At 37.4% G+C, this 22,115-nt stretch carries 18 protein-coding genes; 11 read left to right on the top strand and 7 right to left on the bottom strand.

From position 1 onward, the window contains the following. The first annotated feature begins 15 nt into the window (after positions 1-15). Positions 16-1,137, top strand: a complete 1,122-nt coding sequence (locus DKM50_03305; GenBank protein PZM83006.1) for a cyclopropane fatty acyl phospholipid synthase — start codon at positions 16-18, stop codon at positions 1,135-1,137. On the opposite strand, the gene queC is transcribed toward DKM50_03305, so the two are convergent. The 5 genes from queC to DKM50_03280 form a co-directional block, all read right to left on the bottom strand. After that, positions 1,134-1,784 (bottom strand): 7-cyano-7-deazaguanine synthase QueC, encoded by a 651-nt coding sequence (queC, locus tag DKM50_03300; GenBank protein ID PZM83005.1) that lies wholly within the window; start codon positions 1,782-1,784, stop codon positions 1,134-1,136. The genes DKM50_03305 and queC overlap by 4 nt on opposite strands. Positions 1,785-1,845: 61 nt before the next feature. Beyond that, positions 1,846-2,202 carry a 6-carboxytetrahydropterin synthase QueD gene (queD, locus tag DKM50_03295; GenBank protein PZM83004.1) on the bottom strand — a complete coding sequence of 119 codons (357 nt, stop codon included), beginning with the start codon at positions 2,200-2,202 and terminating at the stop codon, positions 1,846-1,848. Between the two features lie 100 nt (positions 2,203-2,302). Then, complete coding sequence (murI, locus tag DKM50_03290) at positions 2,303-3,109, bottom strand: glutamate racemase (protein PZM83003.1); 807 nt, start codon at positions 3,107-3,109, stop codon at positions 2,303-2,305. Continuing rightward, the gene (locus DKM50_03285; protein PZM83002.1) at positions 3,110-5,743 is read right to left on the bottom strand and encodes a hypothetical protein; all 2,634 of its coding nucleotides are present in this window, start codon (positions 5,741-5,743) and stop codon (positions 3,110-3,112) included. 191 nt (positions 5,744-5,934) lie between these two features. Further along, a complete protein-coding gene (locus DKM50_03280) occupies positions 5,935-6,294 on the bottom strand; it encodes a VanZ family protein (GenBank protein ID PZM83001.1) in 360 nt (119 codons plus the stop codon). Positions 6,295-6,470: 176 nt separating this feature from the next. On the opposite strand from DKM50_03280, the gene DKM50_03275 reads away from it, so the two are divergent. The 10 genes from DKM50_03275 to DKM50_03230 all read left to right on the top strand — a co-directional run bounded on the left by DKM50_03275 (position 6,471) and on the right by DKM50_03230 (position 19,624). Next, positions 6,471-6,980, top strand: a complete 510-nt coding sequence (locus DKM50_03275; GenBank protein PZM83000.1) for a flavin reductase — start codon at positions 6,471-6,473, stop codon at positions 6,978-6,980. 155 nt (positions 6,981-7,135) lie between these two features. After that, the gene (locus DKM50_03270) at positions 7,136-9,718 is read left to right on the top strand and encodes a glycoside hydrolase (GenBank protein ID PZM82999.1); all 2,583 of its coding nucleotides are present in this window, start codon (positions 7,136-7,138) and stop codon (positions 9,716-9,718) included. 225 nt (positions 9,719-9,943) lie between these two features. Continuing rightward, positions 9,944-11,710: a histone-lysine N-methyltransferase gene (locus DKM50_03265; protein ID PZM83057.1), complete on the top strand. Its 1,767-nt coding sequence runs from the start codon at positions 9,944-9,946 to the stop codon at positions 11,708-11,710. Between the two features lie 14 nt (positions 11,711-11,724). Continuing rightward, positions 11,725-12,978, top strand: coding sequence for a 3-isopropylmalate dehydratase large subunit (locus tag DKM50_03260; protein ID PZM82998.1), 1,254 nt, complete (start codon positions 11,725-11,727; stop codon positions 12,976-12,978). A 16-nt stretch (positions 12,979-12,994) separates the two neighbouring features. Continuing rightward, entirely contained in the window at positions 12,995-13,498 is a 504-nt protein-coding gene (locus DKM50_03255) for a 3-isopropylmalate dehydratase (protein PZM82997.1), read from the top strand. Between the two features lie 116 nt (positions 13,499-13,614). Continuing rightward, complete coding sequence (locus tag DKM50_03250) at positions 13,615-14,874, top strand: NADP-dependent isocitrate dehydrogenase (GenBank protein PZM82996.1); 1,260 nt, start codon at positions 13,615-13,617, stop codon at positions 14,872-14,874. Further along, complete coding sequence (locus DKM50_03245; protein PZM82995.1) at positions 14,874-15,716, top strand: fumarate hydratase; 843 nt, start codon at positions 14,874-14,876, stop codon at positions 15,714-15,716. The genes DKM50_03250 and DKM50_03245 overlap by 1 nt, the downstream gene beginning before the upstream one ends. Positions 15,717-15,733: 17 nt before the next feature. After that, positions 15,734-16,285 carry a 5-formyltetrahydrofolate cyclo-ligase gene (locus tag DKM50_03240; protein ID PZM82994.1) on the top strand — a complete coding sequence of 184 codons (552 nt, stop codon included), beginning with the start codon at positions 15,734-15,736 and terminating at the stop codon, positions 16,283-16,285. Beyond that, on the top strand, positions 16,278-16,802 hold the full coding sequence (locus DKM50_03235) for a Fe-S-containing hydro-lyase (GenBank protein PZM82993.1): 525 nt from the start codon (positions 16,278-16,280) through the stop codon (positions 16,800-16,802). The genes DKM50_03240 and DKM50_03235 overlap by 8 nt, the downstream gene beginning before the upstream one ends. 380 nt (positions 16,803-17,182) lie before the next feature. Then, complete coding sequence (locus DKM50_03230; protein ID PZM82992.1) at positions 17,183-19,624, top strand: hypothetical protein; 2,442 nt, start codon at positions 17,183-17,185, stop codon at positions 19,622-19,624. Here DKM50_03230 and DKM50_03225 read toward each other — a convergent pair. Both DKM50_03225 and DKM50_03220 read right to left on the bottom strand, forming a co-directional pair. Continuing rightward, positions 19,610-20,971 carry a sigma-54-dependent Fis family transcriptional regulator gene (locus DKM50_03225; protein ID PZM82991.1) on the bottom strand — a complete coding sequence of 454 codons (1,362 nt, stop codon included), beginning with the start codon at positions 20,969-20,971 and terminating at the stop codon, positions 19,610-19,612. The two genes, DKM50_03230 and DKM50_03225, sit on opposite strands and share 15 nt — an antisense overlap. 4 nt (positions 20,972-20,975) lie before the next feature. After that, positions 20,976-21,965: a hypothetical protein gene (locus DKM50_03220; protein PZM82990.1), complete on the bottom strand. Its 990-nt coding sequence runs from the start codon at positions 21,963-21,965 to the stop codon at positions 20,976-20,978. Positions 21,966-22,115: the final 150 nt, after the last annotated feature.

The following is a 22,115-nucleotide window of genomic DNA, read 5'->3' as shown; positions in this document are numbered from 1 at the left end:
TTTTTGAGGGTAATTATGGCAGAAAACAAAATCAAACCAATTATCAACACGATACTATCTTCGGCAGGAATCACCATTAATGGAAGCAATCCGTGGGATATAAAAGTCTATGATGACAGGCTCTACCAACGAATATTAATCGATCATTCATTAGGTCTTGGAGAGGCATATATGGACGGCTGGTGGGATTGTCAGCAGCTTGATATATTTTTTCATCGCATTTTAAGCCACAACGTATCACCAAACATAAAGATAAATAGAACAGTTCTCTTAGAAATTATAAAATTCAAACTTTTCAACAAGCAAAACAAAACAAGAGCGAAGCAAGTCGCAGCAAGGCATTACGATCTTGGAAATGACCTATTTAAGCACATGCTGGGTAAACATATGGCCTATAGCTGCGGCTATTGGAAATCAGCAAAAAATATCGATCAGGCACAGGAAGCCAAATTCGATCTGATTTGTAAAAAGTTACAATTAAAGCCGGGAATGAGTATACTTGATGTCGGCTGCGGTTGGGGAAGTTTATCAAAATTTGCTGCTGAGAAATACAAGGTAAAAGTAACTGGAGTTACTATCTCCAAAAAACAGTCAGAATTCGGAAGATCATTATGCCAGGGCTCTGCAGTTAATATAAAAATTCAGGATTACAGAGATATTCAGGAAAAATACGATAGAATTGTCTCTGTAGGGATGTTTGAGCATGTAGGATTTAAGAATTATAATACTTATATGAAAGTTATTGAACGATGCTTAAAAGATGATGGGTTATTTCTGTTACATACGATAGGCGCAAATAATCTGGGAAGCGGCATCGACATTTGGATCGACAAATATATTTTCCCAAATGGGATGATACCATCTAGCATACATGTCATAAAAAACATAGAAAATCGATTCATCATAGAAGACTGGCACAATTTCGGAGCTGATTATGATAAAACGCTCATGGCCTGGCAATCAAATTTTGAAAACAATTGGGACAAAATCAGGAACAACTATGACAATACTTTTTATAGGATGTGGAAATTTTATTTATCTTCATGCGCGGCCATGTTTCGCGCGCGTAATTTACAATTATGGCAGATTGTACTGTCGAAAAAGGGCGTTCCCGGAGGTTATATTTCAATACGCTAATATGCGGAAAGTGCCCTGAAATAACGAACACAACTCTCACATCTTCCGCAGAGTTGTGCGCCGTTATGATAGCAAGGCCAGCAATACTTGAAAGGAACAGCTAACCGTTTTCCAAGATTTACAATCGCTATCTTATCGAAATCAGTTGTAAAAGAAATCACTTTGACCTTAGATAAGGTAGAGTACGCTAATGCATCATTCACTTTTTCAAGATACTCTTTCGTATTATCAGGAAACGTTGCGGCTTCTTCTTTATTAAATCCAACGATTATCTCATCTATCCCTTTAGCTTCGGACACCGATGCAGCAATATTTATAAAAGTTCCGTTTCTATTCGGAACCCATACTGCTTTGGCTGTGGAATTAATATAATCGGTATCATTAATTCTTTCTTCATTGAACACCGGCACTTCATTTCTTGAAGCTACCAAAGAGGTTGTTGTGACTTCAGCCAGCCAGGGAAGTTCAATTACCCGATGTGGTATGGAATAAAACGTGCAAATGTTCGCTGCATGTTCTAGTTCTTTTTGAGCAGCTTTTTGACCGTAATCAAAGGTTAACGCTTCCAGCTCATAGCCGTTATCCAATGCCTGAGCCATATTAACCAGGGAATCTAGCCCCGCTGATAATAATACAAGTGCCTTCATAAATCGATAACCCCTTACTAAGGTAAAAAAACAGATAATCCATCGTCTGTATTCAAAATAATTACTGGCTGTAACTAGCCCACGTACTCGCTGACTCCCAAATGGTCACTTTTTTTAAATGTACATTTTCAGGCATTTTCAGCGAGATTCTCTCAAACAAATATTTAGAAAGGTTCTCAGAGGTAGGAGAAAACTCCACTATTTTGTTAAGATACGAATGGTCCAGAATATCTCGTTCTTCTTTCAAAATAGCTTTGAGCACTCTGAAGTCAACAAGCATCCCAGCCTTATCAAGAACATCGCCTTCTACAAATAATTGAATTTTCCAGGTATGACCATGAAGGTTCTCGCAAGGACCTTTATAATCGTACAATTGATGAGCTGCGGAAAATGTATCTTCCACCATTAACGAAAACATATTTTATCCTCCTTAACAAACAAGCTATGTCACAAATATTTTTACTAATTCTCTTATTATCGAACTCTATGTAAAAAACAATAATTAATTATGCTATACCTTAAAATGATTTATGCTGAACATTTTCTAATGAAAATCCTAATAATCTACTACCGCATTCCTGGAATTTGATAGTATCCCCGGAGGTATAATACTCATAATTGCCATTACAATTTGATTTATTTAACAATTCGTTTTTTTCCAAATATTTTTTAATATATTCAGAAGCACCTACTGCCGGGTCAATAAAAGTAACATGTTCAGGTGCTATCTTCTGTAAAACCGGAACCAGAAAAGGATAGTGAGTACATCCCAAAATTACTACATCAGCCTGTTGATGTAAAGCTTCAGACAAGTATTGCGAGGCTATATCTCTGGTTTTTTCATCATGAATAGAACCATTTTCAATAATCGGAACAAGCAACGGACAGGCAATCTCCATAACCTTAATATTGTCAAACCGAGAAGTTATCGAAGCAGTAAACGATTTTGACCGTACTGTTCCTTCAGTTGCCATAACCGCTACGTTCCTGGTTTTAGATATCTCCGATACCATATCAATTCCACGTTCGATAAGGCTCACAAAAGGAACATCAAAATGATCCCGATTATGCTGAAGGGCATGAGAGGTAGAAGTATTACAGGCCATAATTATCGCTTTGACCTGCTTTTCAAGCATGAATTCTACTATTTCATGGTTAAAACCTATAATCTCTTCTTTGGTCCTTCCCCCGTAGGGGGCACGGAGATTGTCTCCATAATAAAGAACATTTTCTTGAGGCAATAGTTTTTTGACCTGAGCAAGCACTGTCAATCCGCCGAACCCAGAATCAAACATCCCAATAGGCCGTTGATCTAGACGATACATTTACTTTTTGCCCCCTTTTACATTTTTAAAATACTCTTCGATACCCTGGCATACTGCCAGAGCAACTTTTTTCTGAAAGTTCTCATCATTTGCCAATAGCTCATCCCATTTATTAGATAAAAAAACCGGTTCGATGCAGATAGCCGGCATCGTCGTATAATTCAGGACATAGAGCATTGCTTTTCTTGTTCCCTTATCTGTCCTTTTCAGTTTCTCTACCATCGCTTTATGAACAGCACTAGCCAGCGCCTGGTCTATGGGCTTGGAATAAAATGTCTCAGTACCGGAAATGGTTCCATTAACAAACGAATTATAATGAACACTAATAAAAACGTCCGCACGATTCTTATTAGCAAAAAACACCCTGTCATTAAGGCTCATATAAACATCAGATTCCCTGGCCATCATTACTTTTGCTCCACGTTGAGCTAATTCTTCCTGGATAATCTTTGATGTTTTAAGCGCAGGTTCTTTTTCTAATGTACCGCCAATGCCAATACACCCGGGATCACGGCCTCCATGCCCGGCTTCAATAACAATGATCTTATCTTTAAGCAAAGGAGAAAGCGACGGTTCTTTTTTCGGTATAATCGCCTTCAATTCTTCAACTACTTTTTCTTTAAGTTCTTTAATATCTTTCAGGCTCAAAACCACTGAAAGCAACTTGTCATCGCCGTTACGCTGTGTATTATAGTACGCATCCTTCTCTAGCTCAACAACGACTCTTGTTACCAGAGGATTCCATTGATATTGAGATGCCCTCACTCTTTTTATTATTTTCCCATCTCCTTCATAAAACTGGGGCGTCTTAAGAACAATATCAGGAACATCAATTACCAACCGAAAAGGATCATTGATTTTTTGAATTATCGGAGTGATCTTCGATGAGCTTTGCAATACTATTTCTGAAACATCCTTGTTTGATTTCAAAAGGACACTGGTAAGTTCTCCCGCAAATCGAATAGTGCCTTCCAGGATATTATCGTTATCCACTACACCATAAGGAATTTTCCCCTTCGTATCAATGGCGATCCGGCAATTATTGTTGGTCAATTGGGCCAATCGATAAGATTTTATTTTTTCATCATTAATTTCAATGATCGGATCAGGCACATCCAGGTTTGTATTTGGAATAGTAATTAATAACATGCTTGGACTAACTACCTCAAAAACACTATCCAGCCTAATTTCTCCGGTACATTTAATTGTTATCTGGCGCGTTCCAGCCGATTCCTCATAGACAACTTCATAAATTCGATGGTTAACAAATACTTTTTCGAGCTTGGAATCCCATCTGACTCCCATTCCAATAATTCTGGCAAACGCGATAAGAGGAACGTACATATCTCCATTTATAATTTTAGGAGGTGTATCAAGGATTAAAGCTCCATTTTTATTTACCCCACGATTCTGTATTTCCAACTGTCCGGCACTAATCAAATAATCAATACCGTCATCCCGGTAAATTGTTGCCTGGTGCTTATCAGCATTAATATGGACATTATATCCCGCCTTCTCAAAAACAAGCTTCAACGGGACCATGAGCGACTTGTCTTGATACGTAAACGGTGCCTTCAACAACACATCTTTTCCGCTAACGGAAAAATCAAGTTGCTTTCGATCTTTAAGATTCGGCAGCCAGATGGAGTTATGAGAAGGTTTATCAAAGCGTGAAGTTGTAGTAATAACTTTTGTTTGCTCAACCTTAATATTATTAGTTAACGGCTCGTTCTCTTTTGGTTTTGCAGTAACATTAATGCTCTTCTCGATATTTTTCTCTTTGTTTTCGAATATAGCTTTAATGTCTTCTTTTCTTTTAGCCAACGCAGCAGAATTATGGGGAATAACTTCAAGTTCTATAACGTTCCGGCCTTCGTATTTGTATAAGTTGTACTTTGTTCCTTCGAGAAATGTAACTTCAAACAGGGTATCAAGATTACTCTTATCGACCTGTTTCACAGCAACGGACTCAATTCCACGATCTTCCAGCTTTTCCTGGGAAACAGTTTTGTTCGAAATATAACCCCTCAACCTGATTTGTAATTTTCTTTTTTGTTTATAATAATCTACTTTATACTCAAACGGGGCGACGCCCTCAATGATGAAAGAATTATTCTCAACCGAAATAGAATTAATAACCGGCACTATTGTAAAAAGCTTTTTGTCCTTTTGTGCTCGATAGCCGATTTTTTCAATAAAATTTATAAAAGGAACGTATATCCTGTTCTTGATAATTCTCACATCATTGGAAATGTTTTCCTGTTTTCCACCTACAGTAATGATCGGGCTTCCCTCTTCAATAATAATCTGAAAATTATCACTATGCCGCTGTAGCGTCGTCAATAATGAACGTCGATTAGTAAAAAGGGAAAAGTCTAGAACCGGCATGAGGTCTCTGAGTGGCACATAGAGGATACTTTCACAGTATACCGGCTCAGTCCCCCAAACGATATGCTGTCCATTGTAGTCGATAACTATGTTAGAAGCTTCAATAAATGTAAAATTATCTGCAAACCCAACACTGACAAACGATACAATTGCTGCAATAACTATAAAAACTAAGAATTTGATATGTTTCAATGATATAACTCCACCAGCTAAAATCAACAATAGAAAAGATGCAAACAAAGACATACAGATACCAACCCATACAAGGATTCATAAGAATTACCAAGGTATCTTCATTACAAAGGGTTCCATTTTAGGAATATATTTAGATAATTTTGAACAACGCAATAACAACAAAAAGCTTGATCGTTATTTGCAATAGTTCTATTTCCATTTTATCATAGCAAAAAGGCTTTTAGTAGATAAAAAAATCATGATTATTCTTTATAAAACCAAGACATGACAAGAACACCGAGAACATCGACCGAAAAATCTGCGGCAGAAGCGTCTCTTCCAGGCACAAAATACTGATGCAGTTCATCAAAAAAAGCAAAAAGCGCAACAAAAGCAATAACAGCTCCTGATATTTTTTTAAACTGCCATCTTTTATCAGCGAAGAGAGCCCGATAACACAAAAAGGACAACCCCAAATATTCAGCAAAATGCAAAAGCTTGTCGATATTGGAAAATTCTGGCAGGTGAAGACTGCTTCCCGGCCGGCTGGATAAATAAAAAATTATCCCCATATACAAAATCGGCGGTAAATAATAGATAGCAACCTTCTTCGATATAATCATAGGCCAGATTATATTATAGATTAGAGTATAAGTTAATAACTAATTTTGCACCCACTGCCTCCCTGGAAATTGATAATATGAGCAGAGTATGTGTATAATATTTTAAGTATAAATTTTTGTAGTATTTTAGTAGTATTCCCAATGAACTAAATTTAAATATTTTGAGGATACCAATTATGAATGCGTTAGCACTTTATCAAATTAATTACGGAGTCTATATAGTAAGCTCAATTAAAGATGGGATATTGAACGGACAGACAGCTAATACCGTCTTTCAAGTAACAGCGAAACCTCCTATGTTAGCAATAAGCATTCACAAAGAGAACCTCACGCATGAATTTATTACAAAAAGTAATCTTTTCAGTGTTTCTATCTTAGAAAAAGAAACCCCTACCAGCCTAATAGGAAAATTCGGATTCAGATCAGGCCGTGAAATCAACAAATTCGAAGGGATTAACTACCTCATTGGTAAGACTGGAGTTCCGATTGTTACTGAGAATACTTTGGCATATCTTGAACTTGAAGTGGCAAATGCTCTAGATGTCGGAACACACACGTTGTTCCTCGGAAATATAGTTGAAGGTGAAATCATTAGAGAAGGTGAGCCTATGACGTATTCATATTATCATGAAGCAAAAAAAGGCACTTCTCCCAAAACAGCACCTACTTTCAGGAACCCGCAATAAGCTGTGGATATCGATTCATATTCGATGCCGCATAGAGTATAATGTGAAAGAGAATATATACCGGCTAGAAATTAACTAGCAAGAGTAATTTGTAGTAAAATATTAAAAATTATTTAATTTGCATTTTTAGGTACGGAGGAGAACCCTTGGCAACTATGAATATAGGAAAAAAAAGAAAAAACAAACCGATGATATGTCTTACAATTCATGGACATTTTTATCAACCTCCAAGAGAAAATCCCTGGAGTGAGCAAATAGAAATACAGGATAGCGCAAGCCCTTTTCATGATTGGAATCAAAAAATCAATGATCAGTGCTATCGCCCTAACTCTGTGTCCCGCGTTCTTAATAACGCAGGGAGAATAATTCAAATAATGAATAATTATGAGCATATTAACTTTGATATAGGTCCCACGCTTATACAATGGATAGAAGCAAAAGATCCTCACACGTATTATAGGATCTTAGCAGCAGACAAAAAAAGCATCAAAGATAATAACGGTCATGGGAATGGTATCGCCCAAGTATATAATCATATTATTATGCCGCTGGCTAATAAAAAAGATAAAATCACCCAGATAAAATGGGGAATGGCTGATTTCACACATCGGTTCAAAAGGATACCGGAAGGAATATGGCTGGCAGAGACGGCAATAAACAAAGAAACTGCTGAGTGCTTAATTGCTGAAGGGATTAAGTTCACAGTTCTCTCGCCGACACAAGCGCTTAAGGTACGATCATTCGGCAAAACAGAGTGGGCCGATGTATCAAACAGTTCGATAGATCCCAAGAAACCTTACCGCATTTATCTTAAGGATAAAAATGATAAAAACATTTCCGGCAAATATCTCGATGTATTCTTTTATGATGGCCCAATATCCCAAGCAGTCGCATTTGAGCATATATTAAAAAGCGCTTCAGCGTTTTCGAACAGGCTTCACACTGCTATCGATCACAACCGCAAACCGCCACAGTTAATTAATATAGGTACTGATGGAGAATCATACGGGCATCATGAAGCCTTTGGAGACATGTGCCTTGCATACATGTTCTTCAAAGAAATCAAAAACACAGAATTCACTGTAACCAATTATGGAAACTACCTTGCTATGTACCCACCGACAGACGAAGTAGTCCTCAAAAATTGGGGAGGCGAAGGTACTGCCTGGAGCTGTGCACACGGCGTCGGCAGATGGTATCGTGATTGCGGCTGCAGCACTGGAGCTCAAGAAGGCTGGAACCAGCAATGGAGAGCTCCGCTTCGCCAGTCGCTAGACTTACTCCGGGATCATATGATTATGATATTTGAAAAAGAAAGTAAAGGGCTAGTAACCAACCCATGGGATACCAGAGATGACTATATTAACGTTATCCTGAATAGAAGCACTTCATCAATAGATAGTTTTCTCAATCGCAGCAAGCTAAAAGACCTAACAGAAAAAGAAGAAAGCAAAATCCTTAAACTGCTCGAAGGGCAAAGAAATGCACTACTCATGTATACAAGCTGCGCATGGTTTTTTGCCGATATCTCCGGCATCGAGACAGTACAGGTAATCAAGTATGCAGCAAGAGCAATACAAATCTATCAAGAATTTACAGATATTGATCTTGAAAAATTATTTCTTTCAAAACTAAAAGAAGCAGAATCGAACCTGGGAAATGGCAATAATGGTGAAAACATATATGTTAATTGGATAAAACCTCACATTATATCGCCTCAAATGATAGTAAATCAGTTCGGGATTAACTACCTCATCTTACAGAAATTCCCCAAAGATGAAATATGCCTGCATTCAATCAAAGTTCTGGATAAAAGCTTTCACCCAGACGAAGAGATAATTGAAGCAGAAAATTACAATCTTATTTTTCTTTATATTGAAACAACCGACAAGTTAACCCGGGAAACAGCGAAATATTTTTCTTATACCGTACAGCTTGATTTCAATAACTTTCGAAGCTACATAAAGAAAATAAGCAACCACGAAGATTTTAATAAATGCAAGACCAATGCCTTAAAAATTATCAATCAAAAAGGAAACGCCACTCCTTATGAAATAGAACAGATGTGCGAAGACAGGTATTACACACTAAAAGACATTTACATGGAAGAGAGCCAGGAACTCATACAAAGTATTCTGGAACAGAGGACCGATGCAATCAATGAATCCTTCATTAACATTTACCATCACAATATTGATCTTATTGGATCGGCGGTCTCTCTTGGAATTAATCTTCCTGTCCAGCTAAAATTCACTGCTGAGCTTTCAATTGAGATGATGCTCCTGTCCGAACTTGAGAAAAACCGGGAGAACTTCAATTTTTCCGCATATGAAGATGCCTTTGAACTATGGAGATTAGCCAAACGTTATAAACTAACGATAAATAATTCCAAAATATGCCGGATGCTTGTAAAATCGCTAACTAATTTAATGATTTCACTGCAGAAAAAATATTCATTCGAAACAACAAAAGACATCAGGATGTTGTTTAAAATAGCAAAAGAGTTTGATATCAACCTAGAATCTATGACTGCGCAGAATATAATGTTCGAGTTATTGCTTAATGTTGAGAAAAAAACAAGCAAAGTAATAAACCCGGAAAAGAACACACGTGAGATTGAAGAAATAAATGATATGCTCTCTATTGCGGAATTGCTAAACTTCGAGGTAGAAAACTACAAAAAACAAATTAGTCCATTCCTTGAGCATTTATTCAACAGTCCGGAATATTGGCCGTAGTTAAGCCACAAAAAATCTTTATTATCTATCTCAGTCCCGCTTTTGGAGCAGGACTGAGGCTATAACCAATCGAAATAGAATTTGTCCAGGATATATTGTGGTTATGAGCTTTACTATGATATAATGACTCAACAAATTATTGACTCAAAAACGCAAGAAAAACAATGAGGTGCCAAAGTGACTATCGTTAAAGATTCCAGTGGTTTATTTGCAAGCAAGCAAAGAATTAAATTTGACCTTCAAGACGTCAAAGAACCTCAATTGTATAGAGATACTTTTCCCTTTGATGAGGTATGTAAAATCGACTTTGACAGTTCGATAATACTCCCATCGCCGCCAAAAGATGTCTGGATAACAGACACGACCTTCCGTGATGGACAGCAAAGCCGTCCACCCTATACCGTTGAGCAAATAGTACAGCTCTATAAATATCTGCATAGACTTAGCGGGCCTCATGGACTCATTAGAATGACCGAATTCTTCCTTTATAGCAAAAAAGATCGCGAAGCTGTAGAAAAATGTATGGAACTTGATTATAAATATCCAATTATCTCGAGTTGGATCAGAGCAGTTAAAAGTGACTTTAAACTTGTCAAAGAAATGGGAATAAAGGAAACAGGGATACTCACTTCAGTCTCTGACTATCATATTTTTCTGAAACTCGGCAAAACAAGAAAAGAAGCGATGGACTCTTATTTAGACATCGTGAGAACGTCTTTAGAAGAAGGAATTATACCTCGCTGCCACCTGGAAGACATTACCAGGGCAGATATCTATGGATTCGTAATCCCCTTTGTGCAGAAGTTAATGGAGCTGCAGGAAGAATCCGGCATTCCTATAAAAATAAGGGCCTGCGATACAATGGGTTACGGGGTACCATATCCTAATGCTGCGCTCCCACGAAGTGTTGCCAAGATAATTCATAGCCTTGTCCATGACGGGGGGGTTCCATCCGAACATCTTGAATGGCACGGACACAATGATTTTCACAAAGTTCATGCTAATTCTGTAACAGCGTGGCTCTACGGATGCGCCGCTGTTAACGCTTCATTGCTTGGAATTGGAGAAAGAACCGGCAATTCTCCCCTTGAAGCAGCAATTATCGAATATATAAGCCTTTATGGAAATGACAAAGAAATTGATACAACCGTTATCACCGAAATCGGTGAATATTTCGAAAAAGAACTTGAGTACACTATCCCTTATAACTACCCATTCCTAGGCCGTGACTTCAACACCACAAGAGCAGGAATTCATGCAGATGGCGTTATTAAAAACAGAGAAATATACAGTATTTTTGACACTGACAAATTGCTTAACAGGACTCTTGATGTTTCTGTATCAGACAAGTCAGGTGTTGCTGGTGTTGCGCATTGGATTAACGTTTACGTGGTTAAAGATAAAAAAGTCGAATCGATTAATAAGCGACACCCGGGAGTTAAGAAAATATATGACTGGATTCTGGAAGAATATGATAATGGAAGGACCACTGACGTTTCGAATGAAGAGTTGCTTGAACAGGTCAAAATACATATTCCTGGGCTAGTAGAATCCGACTTCGATCGATTAATTGACGAAGTAAAAGAAACTGCATTCGAAATACTTGAAGAAATCAGCAATAGAGACGAACTAAAAACCATGAAGGCATCAATTATAGAAAAAATACTTCTTAATTATGCCAACAAGTACCATTTTATCCAGTTTATTTACGTCGTCAATACTGATGGACAGAAAATAACCAAAAACATATCTCAGTTAGAAGACAAAGGAAAATACGATCAATCCATCGACATGAATACTAATTTTTCAGACAGAACATGGTTCCTGACTCCGCTACAGGACGGTCAGCATCATGCGACAAAATTCTATACTTCAAGAATAACTGGCGCCTGGTGTATAACAGTGTCCGCGCCGATTGTCGATTTACAAGACAATATCTGCGGTATTATTGGAATGGATATTCGCTTTGAAGAAATTGCAAAATTAGATTAATCTGGAGGCAATCAATGGGGAAAACGTTAGTAGAAAAAATAATTAGCGCACATGCAGACAAAGACGTTTCTGCAGGTGAAATCGTTATTGCAAAGGTTGACATCTGTATCACTCAAGACGGAACAGGCCCTTTAGCAATTAAACAACTGCAAAAAATCGGGCTGGAAAAAGCTTCAAATCCCGAGAGAACAATCCTATTTATCGATCATTCAGCGCCCAGTTCACGAAAAGAACTCTCGAACGATCATATGGCCTTACGTGAATTCGCAAAAAAAACAGGAGCAATACTGAGCGATGTTGGCGAAGGTGTATGCCATCAGATCACAGCAGAAAAATACATTAATCCCGGGGATATAATAATAGGAGCCGATTCTCATACGTGCACCGGTGGAGCCTTAGGCGCTTTTGCTACCGGAATGGGATCAACCGATGTAGCAATCGGGATAGCACTTGGCCGAACATGGCTTAGAGTCCCTGAAACATTTAAAATTGCCGTTACAGGAGATTTCCCCAAAGGAGTATACGCCAAAGATTTGATGTTACATCTCATCGGGTTGATAGGCGCTGACGGTGCAACATATAAATCTCTCGAATTTTGCGGCCCAACAATAGATAAAATGCCGATGCATGACAGACTTACACTTGCGAATATGGCTGTTGAAGCCGGCGCTAAATGCGGTTTATTCAGTTCTGACGAGATAACTAAAGATTATTTAGAAAAAATGGGCAGAGGCGATAAATGGGTTTCCCTGGAACCAGACAATAATGCAGACTACGATAGGGTTATCGAAATTGATGTGACAAAACTGGAGCCAATGATTTCGCACCCTCACACTGTCGATAACACAAAAACAATCAAGGAAAGCCTTGGGATCAAGGTCCATCAAGTATTTATTGGGACCTGCACTAATGGACGGCTCGAAGACCTGAGAATTGCGGCCCAGATACTTAAAAACAAACAAAGGCACCCAGCAACCAGACTCATTGTAACACCTGCTTCAAAGCAAGTTTTTCTTGACGCCGTACGCGAAGGCCTCATTGAAACATTTATTGAGGCTGGAGCAGCGATCAACACTCCGGGTTGTGGCGCTTGCGTTGGTGTCCATCAAGGAATATTAGGTGACGGAGAAAACTGTCTCGCGACACAGAACAGGAACTTCGAAGGAAGAATGGGAAATGTAAAAGGGAATATCTTTCTCTCTTCTCCTGCTACAGCAGCAGCAGCAGCAATTAAAGGTGAAATTTCTGATCCTAGAGATCTTATGTAAGGAGGACTTTTAATCAATGTCTTTAACAGGTAAATCGTGGAAATTTGGAGATAATATTAGTACGGACCACATAGCCCCCGGGCGATTGTTTCATCTTCGATCTAATTTGCCGGAATTAGCAAAACACGTATTAGAAGATGCAGATCCTAACTTTGCATCGAGCATGTCCCCGGGCGATATCGTAGTCGGAGGAAGCAACTTTGGTCTTGGTTCCAGCCGGGAACATGCACCAACAATCATTAAACTGTCAGGGGTATCAGCAGTACTGGCAAAATCATTTGCAAGGATTTTTTTCCGAAATGCGATAAATGTCGGACTTCCAGCTTTAATATGTGATACCGATTTGATTAATCAGGGGGACACTTTGGAAATTGACCTTTCACTAGGCATCATTAAGAACATAACAACTGGTATCGATATTACTTTCGTTCCCTTACCTGACGTTATGATAACAATCCTCAATGATGGCGGACTTGCTTCCCACATTGCTAAACATGGAGACTTTAAGCTTTCAATATAACAAATAATTATTCCCAGTTTCATCATAAGTAAAAATTTAGCGGATAAACTATTGAATTTCGCTCGACCTAAAACTACGAGATGACAACAAGACCAGGAATTAGAAAGGATCAAACAATGTCAATGTTCAACTATTCATATGAAAAGATCACGCTTCCGGAGGAAGGCTCAAAAGTAAATACAAAGAATGGAATTCTATCCATACCAGACAATCCGATTATTCCTTATATCGCAGGAGATGGTATTGGCCCTGATATAACTAAGGCAATGATTGCAGTAGTCGATGCGGCCGTAGCAAAAACTTATAACGGAGAAAAAAAGATTATTTGGCTCGAAATCTTTGCAGGCGAAAAAGCAAACAAGCTGTATGACGGCAACTACCTTCCAAAAGATACACTAAATGCGCTTGAAGAATTCGCAATATCGATTAAAGGACCTCTTGCAACTCCAGTCGGAGGTGGAATGCGAAGCCTTAACGTAGCCATTCGGCAGAAACTTAACCTCTATGCCTGTGTTCGCCCGGTCCGTTACTTCACGGGGGTTCCGGCACCTGTCAAGCACCCTGAAAAAATGGACGTTGTCATTTTCAGAGAAAATACCGAGGATGTCTATTCAGGGCTAGAATGGGAAAAAGACTCAAAAGAAGCAAAAAAAATAATCAGATTCCTCGATAAAGAATTTGGTATTAATATTAACGCAGACTCCGGAATAGGAATAAAAAACATTTCGAAAACTGCTACGGAACAATTAGTAAGGAAGGCAATCAAGTTTGCAATCGAACATAACCGAAAAACGGTTACGATCGTACATAAAGGGAATATCATGAAATTCACTGAAGGCGCATTTAAAGAATGGGGGTACGAACTCGCAAAAAAAGAATTTGCGGACGCCACTATTACCGAAGCAGAAGTAACCAGCATCTATAATGGTATCGCACCTGAAGGCAAAGTAATTATTAACGATAGAATTGCTGATAACATGTTCCAGCAAATTCTTATAAGGACCGATGAATATGACGTATTAGCCATGCCTAACCTTAACGGAGATTATTTAAGTGACGCGTGTGCTGCGCAAGTTGGCGGACTGGGAATGGCACCAGGCGCAAATATTGGAGATTACACCGCCGTTTTCGAGGCTACACACGGTACTGCACCGAAATATGCAGGGCTTGATAAAGCTAACCCAGGATCTTTGATACTTTCAGCAGTTATGATGTTAGAATATATGGCTTGGGATCTTGCGGCACAAGCTATAAACAAAGCAATCGAGAAAACTATACAAGCAAAAACAGTAACCTATGATCTTGCACGACAAACAGAAGGTGCAAAAGAATTAAAAACATCGGAGTATGCACAAGCAATTATTAAAAACCTTTAATGAAAATAATAAATTGTAATCAAATAATAAAAGCAATAAGAGATCTCTGTATTAATGCCTGTTTATATTTACCAACGGATGTACAGAAAGCTCTTGAACTGAGCAAAACTACTGAAAGCTCTTGTTTAGGCCAAGAGATACTTGATCTTATTATCCAGAATACAAGGATAGCAGCAACGAATCAGATTCCCTTATGCCAAGACACTGGATTTGCTGTTTTCTTTATTGAACTGGGACAGGAAGTCCACATTAGCGGCGGGGATCTCTACTCTGCGATTAATACCGGAGTAAGCAAAGGATATCAAGAAGGCTACTTAAGAAAATCGATTGTCAAAGATCCTCTTCGACGGAAAAATACTGAGAATAATACGCCAGCAATCATACATACTTCAATCGTTCCCGGAGATTCGCTAAAAATATCGTTCTGTCCCAAAGGCGGCGGAGCAGAAAATATGAGCAAGTTAGCAATGCTAAAACCCTCCGATGGCTGGGAAGGAATCAAAAGATTCGTAATAGCTACGGTCACTGAAGCTGAAGCGAATCCATGCCCTCCAATTATCGTTGGAATTGGTATTGGCGGCACATTTGAATACTGCGCATTATTAGCAAAAAAAGCCCTTCTACGACAAATCGATGACATAAATGATGATGATTTCTATGCTAAAAAAGAGATAGAGCTCCTACAAGAAATCAACAAACTCAACATTGGTCCAGCCGGTTTTGGAGGCACGACAACTGCACTTAGCGTCAAAATTAATTCTTATCCTTGCCACATAGCATCCTTACCGGTCGCTATAAATATTCAGTGCCATAGCTCAAGGCATAAAGAAATAATTCTATAAGACAAAGACTGATACATATGAAACAAGCTATCAGACAAAGCATATTAGAAAAAAGAAAAAACCTTTATCCTGAGGAAGTAACCATATTAAGTACACAGATCCAGAATAATTTACTCAAAATTGAAGCAATTAATACATCAAAAACAATTTTTACTTATATATCCTGCAAAAATGAAGTAGATACCATAGCCTTGATTAAATCATGGATACCAGAGAAAATCATATATGTTCCGTATATTATTGATGCTAATCACTCTCAAATGGTACCATCCAAAATATCGTCACTAAAAGACATTGTAACGCATACTTACGGAATTCCAGCCACTCAGAACCTCAACGCAGATAGCATCAACGATATTCAAATAACTATCGTTCCAGGGATCGCGTTCGATAAACAGGGCCATAGAGTAGGATTTGGGAAAGGCTTCTACGATAGGATACTTCATAACTATCATGGGATAAAAATTGGATTGGCTTATTCATTCCAAATTGTCGACCAACTCAAGTCTGGCTCACACGATATCCCTATGGACTTTATTGTAACAGAAAAGGAGATAATACATGTCTAAGATAAGCGCTCCACTCACGAAAGATATCCTCAACAAACTACGTGCCGGCGAAAAAGTATTCCTATCAGGCACCATTTTCACCGCACGTGATGCTGCCCACAAAAAACTCATTGAACTCATAGAAAGTAACAAGAGCCTTCCGTTTGAGCTCAAAGGGCAAATAATTTATTATGTCGGGCCAACCCCAAAGAAACCTGGACAAACCATAGGGTCAGCGGGCCCAACAACCAGCTGCCGGATGGATGCTTATACCCCTGCCCTCCTCGACCGCGGCCTTGCAGGAATGATAGGCAAAGGAAATAGAAATCATGAAACGATAGAATCAATCAAAAAAAACAAAGCAGTATATTTCACATGTATTGGAGGAACTGCAGCACTGATTTCCTCATATATTAAAGAATCCACTATTATTGCATTTCACGATCTAGGGCCAGAAGCAATACACAAATTAGTCGTTGAAGATCTCCCTTTATTTGTAACTATTGACTCTCTAGGAAATAATCTCTACCAACATTAACCCAGACAATTCCTGAACTGTCGAAATCTTTTACACACATCCATATTTCGACAATCGTTAATCTGGAAATAAACTGGAAATATATTTTATGCTAAATTAGTGGTCCACGTCACTCAAGGGACTATAGGTCCTTATGCATTAATAATTTCTTCGGTATATTCTATGTCCATATATCAGCTTTCACAAAGTTGGCACAAATTATGCTTCTTGTTAAATAAAAATAAATTCAAGGAGTATTTTAAAAATGAAAGAAAATGTTTTAAACTTAAATAAGAGAAAAATGAAAAAAAGCACTGAAATTAGATCCATAAAAAGCATTGAAGAAAAAATTAAACTATTTCAAATTTACAAAAAAATCACAGAAAGTAGAATCTTTTGATATGAGTATTAAAAAAAAAATCATAATTAATGTATTAATCTCACTATTACTTATATCAATACCACTAATATTCTTTGCAAATCATTGGATGCATTCATCACTTCCGGCAACTGTTAAAGGCTATATCTACGAAAAAAATATTTATGTAAATTACGGACACGGTGTTACTGCCGTCCAGAACAATAACAAAGAAAAACGAATAACAAGCTACAATGGGCAAGTAGAGTTTTATTCAATAGATCCCCGATCCCCCTACCAAATAATTGTCACAGACAAATCAGACAAACTAATTACAAGCAAATATTTCAATAAAAAAGAAACCAAATTTGCTATTGTTTTACCCAAGAAATCAAGGAACTACAAGTTAGCGATAACCCTGATCGGATTAATGACGACATTCTTTTTCCTTACTATTTTTGTTATCATTATAATCAGAGACAGGCATCACTACCTTGGATTACCATTTTTTATATCCATACTTGGGCCTTTTAGCTTCTATCTTGCCTCGTTCATCCAGCATATTCTTGCACAGCTTGGCTATGAGACTATAGCCGGGAATATATTTGCTTTTCATCGACTAGGGTACTTGTTTTTTCCAGCTTCCTTTTTGCACTTTTGTTATACTTTGTCTTATAAAAGAAATTTACCTTCTATTTATTCAAAGATATTGTATGCTCCTGCCCTACTATCTGTACCGGTCCTTATGAGCTGGCCAATCTGCCAAAGTGATACGCTGTATACCTATCTATGGGGATTCTCGTTTGACAATTTCAATCAAGCCTTCATTATTTACACATTCGTGTGTTTTCTGTTTGGAGTCAGGGGATTGTTCCATACCCGGATAACCGATACCAAAAAATACTACAAAAAAAAGATACAAAAAATTATTATAGGAATTCTTTTGTCATTATCAATTTTTATATGTCTTTTTCTCTTACCTCAATTATTTTTAATTCCTGAAGCTTTTCAAGGCTACTATGACCTCGTAATCATGATCTCACAACTTATTCTCTACGGAACCCTGACTTATGGGATAATTAACAATCATATATTGGATTTTAACCTGCTCATAAATAAAACATTGCTATATACAACGTTATCGTTAAGCTTCGCTAGCATCTATATTATTGTTTTAGATTCCCTCGTAGTTAGCTTGAGCACAGAAAGCCTTATTTTATTTTCAACCATTTATATTTTTGTACTATTTATCTTTCTTGAACCCTTACGATATATCTTACAAAGGTACTCCGACCATTTCTTTTTTCCCGAACAAACGATACTAAAACCTGCCATGGATTACTATTCTGACCATATAGCTACCAGTCTCGACAAAAAAGTACTAATAGAACATGCAAATAAACTTTTTAGAAAATACTTTCTTATAACTGAATTATCAGTGTTTTTTTATAACACAAAAAACTCATCTATCCATAATTATATCGAAACAGACCAGTCCCAAATAAACAAATACAATATTTCTCATGAACAAATCAAAACAATAAAGTCTCTTAATTTCATTACAAATTACGATGAAGATATTTTACAAAATTTACCCTTTATTAAAGATATTATAGATTCACTGAAATCTGAAGTTGCTACTATTCTTTGTTATAAAAATGAATTTATCGGCATCCTCTTTTTTGGCAGCAAATCAAACAAAAAAGCATACTCTGCTGGTGAGCTAAAATTATTGGCATCATTATCACGCCATATTTCACTAGCACTGGCTAACTGCTTCAATAATGAAAGAATGATCGAGACAGAAAAATCTCTCTTGCACAGCGAGAAATTATCAATCGTAGGAAAAATCTCCGCAAGCCTTGCACACGAAATAAAAAATCCTCTCGCTGTTATTATCCCTCTCGTTAAAGTGTTACCTGAAATGATCAACGATCAGGATTATCTTAAAGAATTCATGGATATTGTTCCAAGGCAGCTTGAACGGATTGATAATAAAATAAAAACTCTACTGACTTATTCTAAACCCGGAAGTGGAAAAAAAGAACAAGGTTTCATTGAAGATATAATCGAAGAAGCTGCGACTATTTTCTACCATCAATTAACTATAAAAAATATCAAACTGGAGCTGGGCCTATCCAGAACCTATCCGATATTTTTATGTAAAGAGGACTTTATATCCGTCTTCAACAACTTGATACTTAACTCGATTGAATCAATTGGCTCGAATGGGGTCATAAAAATAGAATCATACGCTGATGAAGAAAAAATTACGATAACCATTTCGGATTCAGGGAGAGGGATTGTTCCTGAAATACAAGAACGTATTTTCGAACCGTTTTTCACATCGAAACAAAACGGAACAGGGATTGGCCTATGCACAGTAGCACAAATTATAAACAGCCATAATGGATCAATAACTGTCAATTCTAAAGTAGGCAAAGGAACTGCCTTTATAATAAACCTGGCATTACTTAATACCTAATAAATCAATTTTTGAGATCAAAGTTGTACGTGAAAGGCCAAGCATCAGAGCAGTTTTAGTTTGGTTATTATCACATTTCTTTAAAGCACCTGCAATGAGATGCCTTTCAAAATCCGAAACCAGTTTTTTAAAGGTAGAATCCTCTTCTTGTATGACCCGTTTAACAAACATTTCTAAAGGGAGGACTGACGACTTAACAATCCGGTCTTCTTCCAGAGATACAATCCGCTCCATCAAGTGCTCCAACTCTCTCACGTTACCTGGCCAAAGATATGAGTTCATTACGGACAAAGCATCATCCTCTATTACCGAGAAGTTTTTGTTATATTTAGTGTTAAACTTATCAAGAAAATAATATGCTAATAACCGGATATCGTCTTGCCTTTTACGCAAAGGCGGAATTGTTAACGGAACCACTGCTATTCTATGATAAAGATCTTCCCGAAACTCGTTTTTCTCTATTTTCCGGCTTAACTCTTCATTACTAGCTGATATAATCCTCACATTTGTAGCGAGGGATTTAGTTGAGCCAACGCGGTATATCTCTTTCTCCTGAAGGACTCGCAGAAGTTTTACTTGCATATCGAGCGGCAATGTTGCTATCTCATCCAGAAATAAGGTACCTCCGTGTGCTGCTTCAAACTTTCCAATCCTTGTTGTTAGCGCTCCTGTGAAAGCTCCCTTTTCGTAACCAAAAAACTCGCTCTCGAATAATTCTTTAGGGATAGCGCCACAATTAACGGTAATAAAGGGATTGTTTTTTCTTGGAGAAAGACTGTGAATTGCTTTTGCAATAAGTTCTTTTCCTGTTCCAGTCTCACCTAATACCAATACTGAAGAATCATTTTTGCTGACTTTTTTTATTAAATCAAAAATATTCTTTATTGGAGTTGATTCACCAATAATATTGCTGAAGGTTGATTCTCTGATATGAGATAGCTTTGATTTTAAGAGTTCATTTTCTGCAATAAGGATTTTTTTTTCGTATGCACGTTCAATAGTTATCCGCATGGCATCAGGATCAAAAGGTTTAACGAGGAAATCATAGGCACCTTCTTTGGCTGCCTGGATAGCAATTTGTGTATCATTAAGCGCAGTAAGCATGATTACTTCTATAGAAGGATCAGATTTCTTTACTCGCTTCAAAACTTCCATACCGCTAATTTCGGGCATGGAAATATCACAAATAATTATATCAAAATTACCATTTTCCAGCAGCGATAATGCTGAGATTCCGGAATTGCTTGTGGAGATATCAAAATATTTTTTTAAGACGATTGAAACTGTCCTTAGCAGATCTTCTTCATCGTCAATAAATAATACCTTGATTTTCGAATTGCTTAGCATAGTGTTATTGTATAAGTATATTTTTAGCGATAATCACAAGGCTATCATTAGGTTTTACGATGTCGCGGAAATATAGCTTTTTGGTGGACGTTACGCTCATTTCACCTAAAACATTCCCAATTATTGGAGCGCTGCAAACACAATTTTTTAATTCGGCAGTGACAGTTCCATCTGATTTAACGATATCAATATCAGCAGATAACGTCACTGAAGTGCCGGCAATATTACCCGCTGCAAGCTGTTTGCTGGCGTAAAGCCATAGAGCATCGGCTCCTGCAATCCATTGTGAAATGCCCATCATTACGGGATTACCGGGAAAATGTCCTTGAGTAAAAACATGGTCCTGAGGATAGGTATATTCGGTAACAATTGTACCTTCTTCATTATAATTCACTATTTTATCGACAAAAACCATTGAAGAGGATTTCCATGAAAAATGGTTTTTTTGAACTATTTCCTCCATAGTTTTATTAGGGATTTCGATTTGCTTCTTATCGCTGTCGGCCACTCCTAAACTCGCATTCATTGCAAAGGCCATAAGATCACCTTCAGCGATGAGATCATTATTCTCATTTTTAATCACGCCGCTAAAACGGTGAAAATCACCCTTAGCTTTTCCTTTCTCAACTTCGCCAATAAGTAACTGGCCTTCTTTAATATCACCATTTTTTTTATAATTAGTTATAGCAGAGAAAAAAGCGGTAATTCCTTCAGGCAAGGTCCCCATTGAAACAATAGAACCAAGAGCAAGTATCTCCATGTAAACAGGCTCAATAAAAACTTTATTATCTTTTGTTTCCTTAAAAAAAACATCTCGTTTGAGACTATCATTTTTATTTACAGTGAGCTTTAAAACTCCTTTTTTAATTGCTTCTTCTTCATAAATATCTTCTTCGTCAATAAGCAAATTCTCGTACCGATGCGGCAATAAATTTTTTATTTCTTCTTGATTCAGGTTCTTCATACAATATTCTCCTTCGGGGAAATTAGGCATATTAATTCTACCATAATATTATTATTAGGCATAGCCATGCAACTATAATCACAGTAGTTCTAATTATAAAGAGCAAAGGTTAACAGAAATAGTTAGTGAGTTAAAAAAATAAACAGGCTAGCATCAAGTAATCATAAAAAAACATCTCCA

The organism is Candidatus Margulisiibacteriota bacterium (assembly GCA_003242895.1).
Taxonomy (GTDB): domain Bacteria; phylum Margulisbacteria; class Riflemargulisbacteria; order GWF2-39-127; family GWF2-39-127; genus GWF2-39-127.
Note: the sequence above shows the minus strand (reverse complement) of the source record. Positions and strands in the feature narration are given on the sequence as shown.

Coding starts and splice junctions, on each gene's coding strand:
- DKM50_03305 (PZM83006.1), top strand. CDS start 16: ATGGCAGAAAACAAAATCAAACCAATTATCAACACGATACTATCTTCG.
- queC (PZM83005.1), bottom strand. CDS start 1,784: ATGAAGGCACTTGTATTATTATCAGCGGGGCTAGATTCCCTGGTTAAT.
- queD (PZM83004.1), bottom strand. CDS start 2,202: ATGTTTTCGTTAATGGTGGAAGATACATTTTCCGCAGCTCATCAATTG.
- murI (PZM83003.1), bottom strand. CDS start 3,109: ATGTATCGTCTAGATCAACGGCCTATTGGGATGTTTGATTCTGGGTTC.
- DKM50_03285 (PZM83002.1), bottom strand. CDS start 5,743: ATGTCTTTGTTTGCATCTTTTCTATTGTTGATTTTAGCTGGTGGAGTT.
- DKM50_03280 (PZM83001.1), bottom strand. CDS start 6,294: ATGATTATATCGAAGAAGGTTGCTATCTATTATTTACCGCCGATTTTG.
- DKM50_03275 (PZM83000.1), top strand. CDS start 6,471: ATGAATGCGTTAGCACTTTATCAAATTAATTACGGAGTCTATATAGTA.
- DKM50_03270 (PZM82999.1), top strand. CDS start 7,136: ATGAATATAGGAAAAAAAAGAAAAAACAAACCGATGATATGTCTTACA.
- DKM50_03260 (PZM82998.1), top strand. CDS start 11,725: ATGGGGAAAACGTTAGTAGAAAAAATAATTAGCGCACATGCAGACAAA.
- DKM50_03255 (PZM82997.1), top strand. CDS start 12,995: ATGTCTTTAACAGGTAAATCGTGGAAATTTGGAGATAATATTAGTACG.
- DKM50_03250 (PZM82996.1), top strand. CDS start 13,615: ATGTCAATGTTCAACTATTCATATGAAAAGATCACGCTTCCGGAGGAA.
- DKM50_03245 (PZM82995.1), top strand. CDS start 14,874: ATGAAAATAATAAATTGTAATCAAATAATAAAAGCAATAAGAGATCTC.
- DKM50_03240 (PZM82994.1), top strand. CDS start 15,734: ATGAAACAAGCTATCAGACAAAGCATATTAGAAAAAAGAAAAAACCTT.
- DKM50_03235 (PZM82993.1), top strand. CDS start 16,278: ATGTCTAAGATAAGCGCTCCACTCACGAAAGATATCCTCAACAAACTA.
- DKM50_03230 (PZM82992.1), top strand. CDS start 17,183: ATGAGTATTAAAAAAAAAATCATAATTAATGTATTAATCTCACTATTA.
- DKM50_03225 (PZM82991.1), bottom strand. CDS start 20,971: ATGCTAAGCAATTCGAAAATCAAGGTATTATTTATTGACGATGAAGAA.
- DKM50_03220 (PZM82990.1), bottom strand. CDS start 21,965: ATGCCTAATTTCCCCGAAGGAGAATATTGTATGAAGAACCTGAATCAA.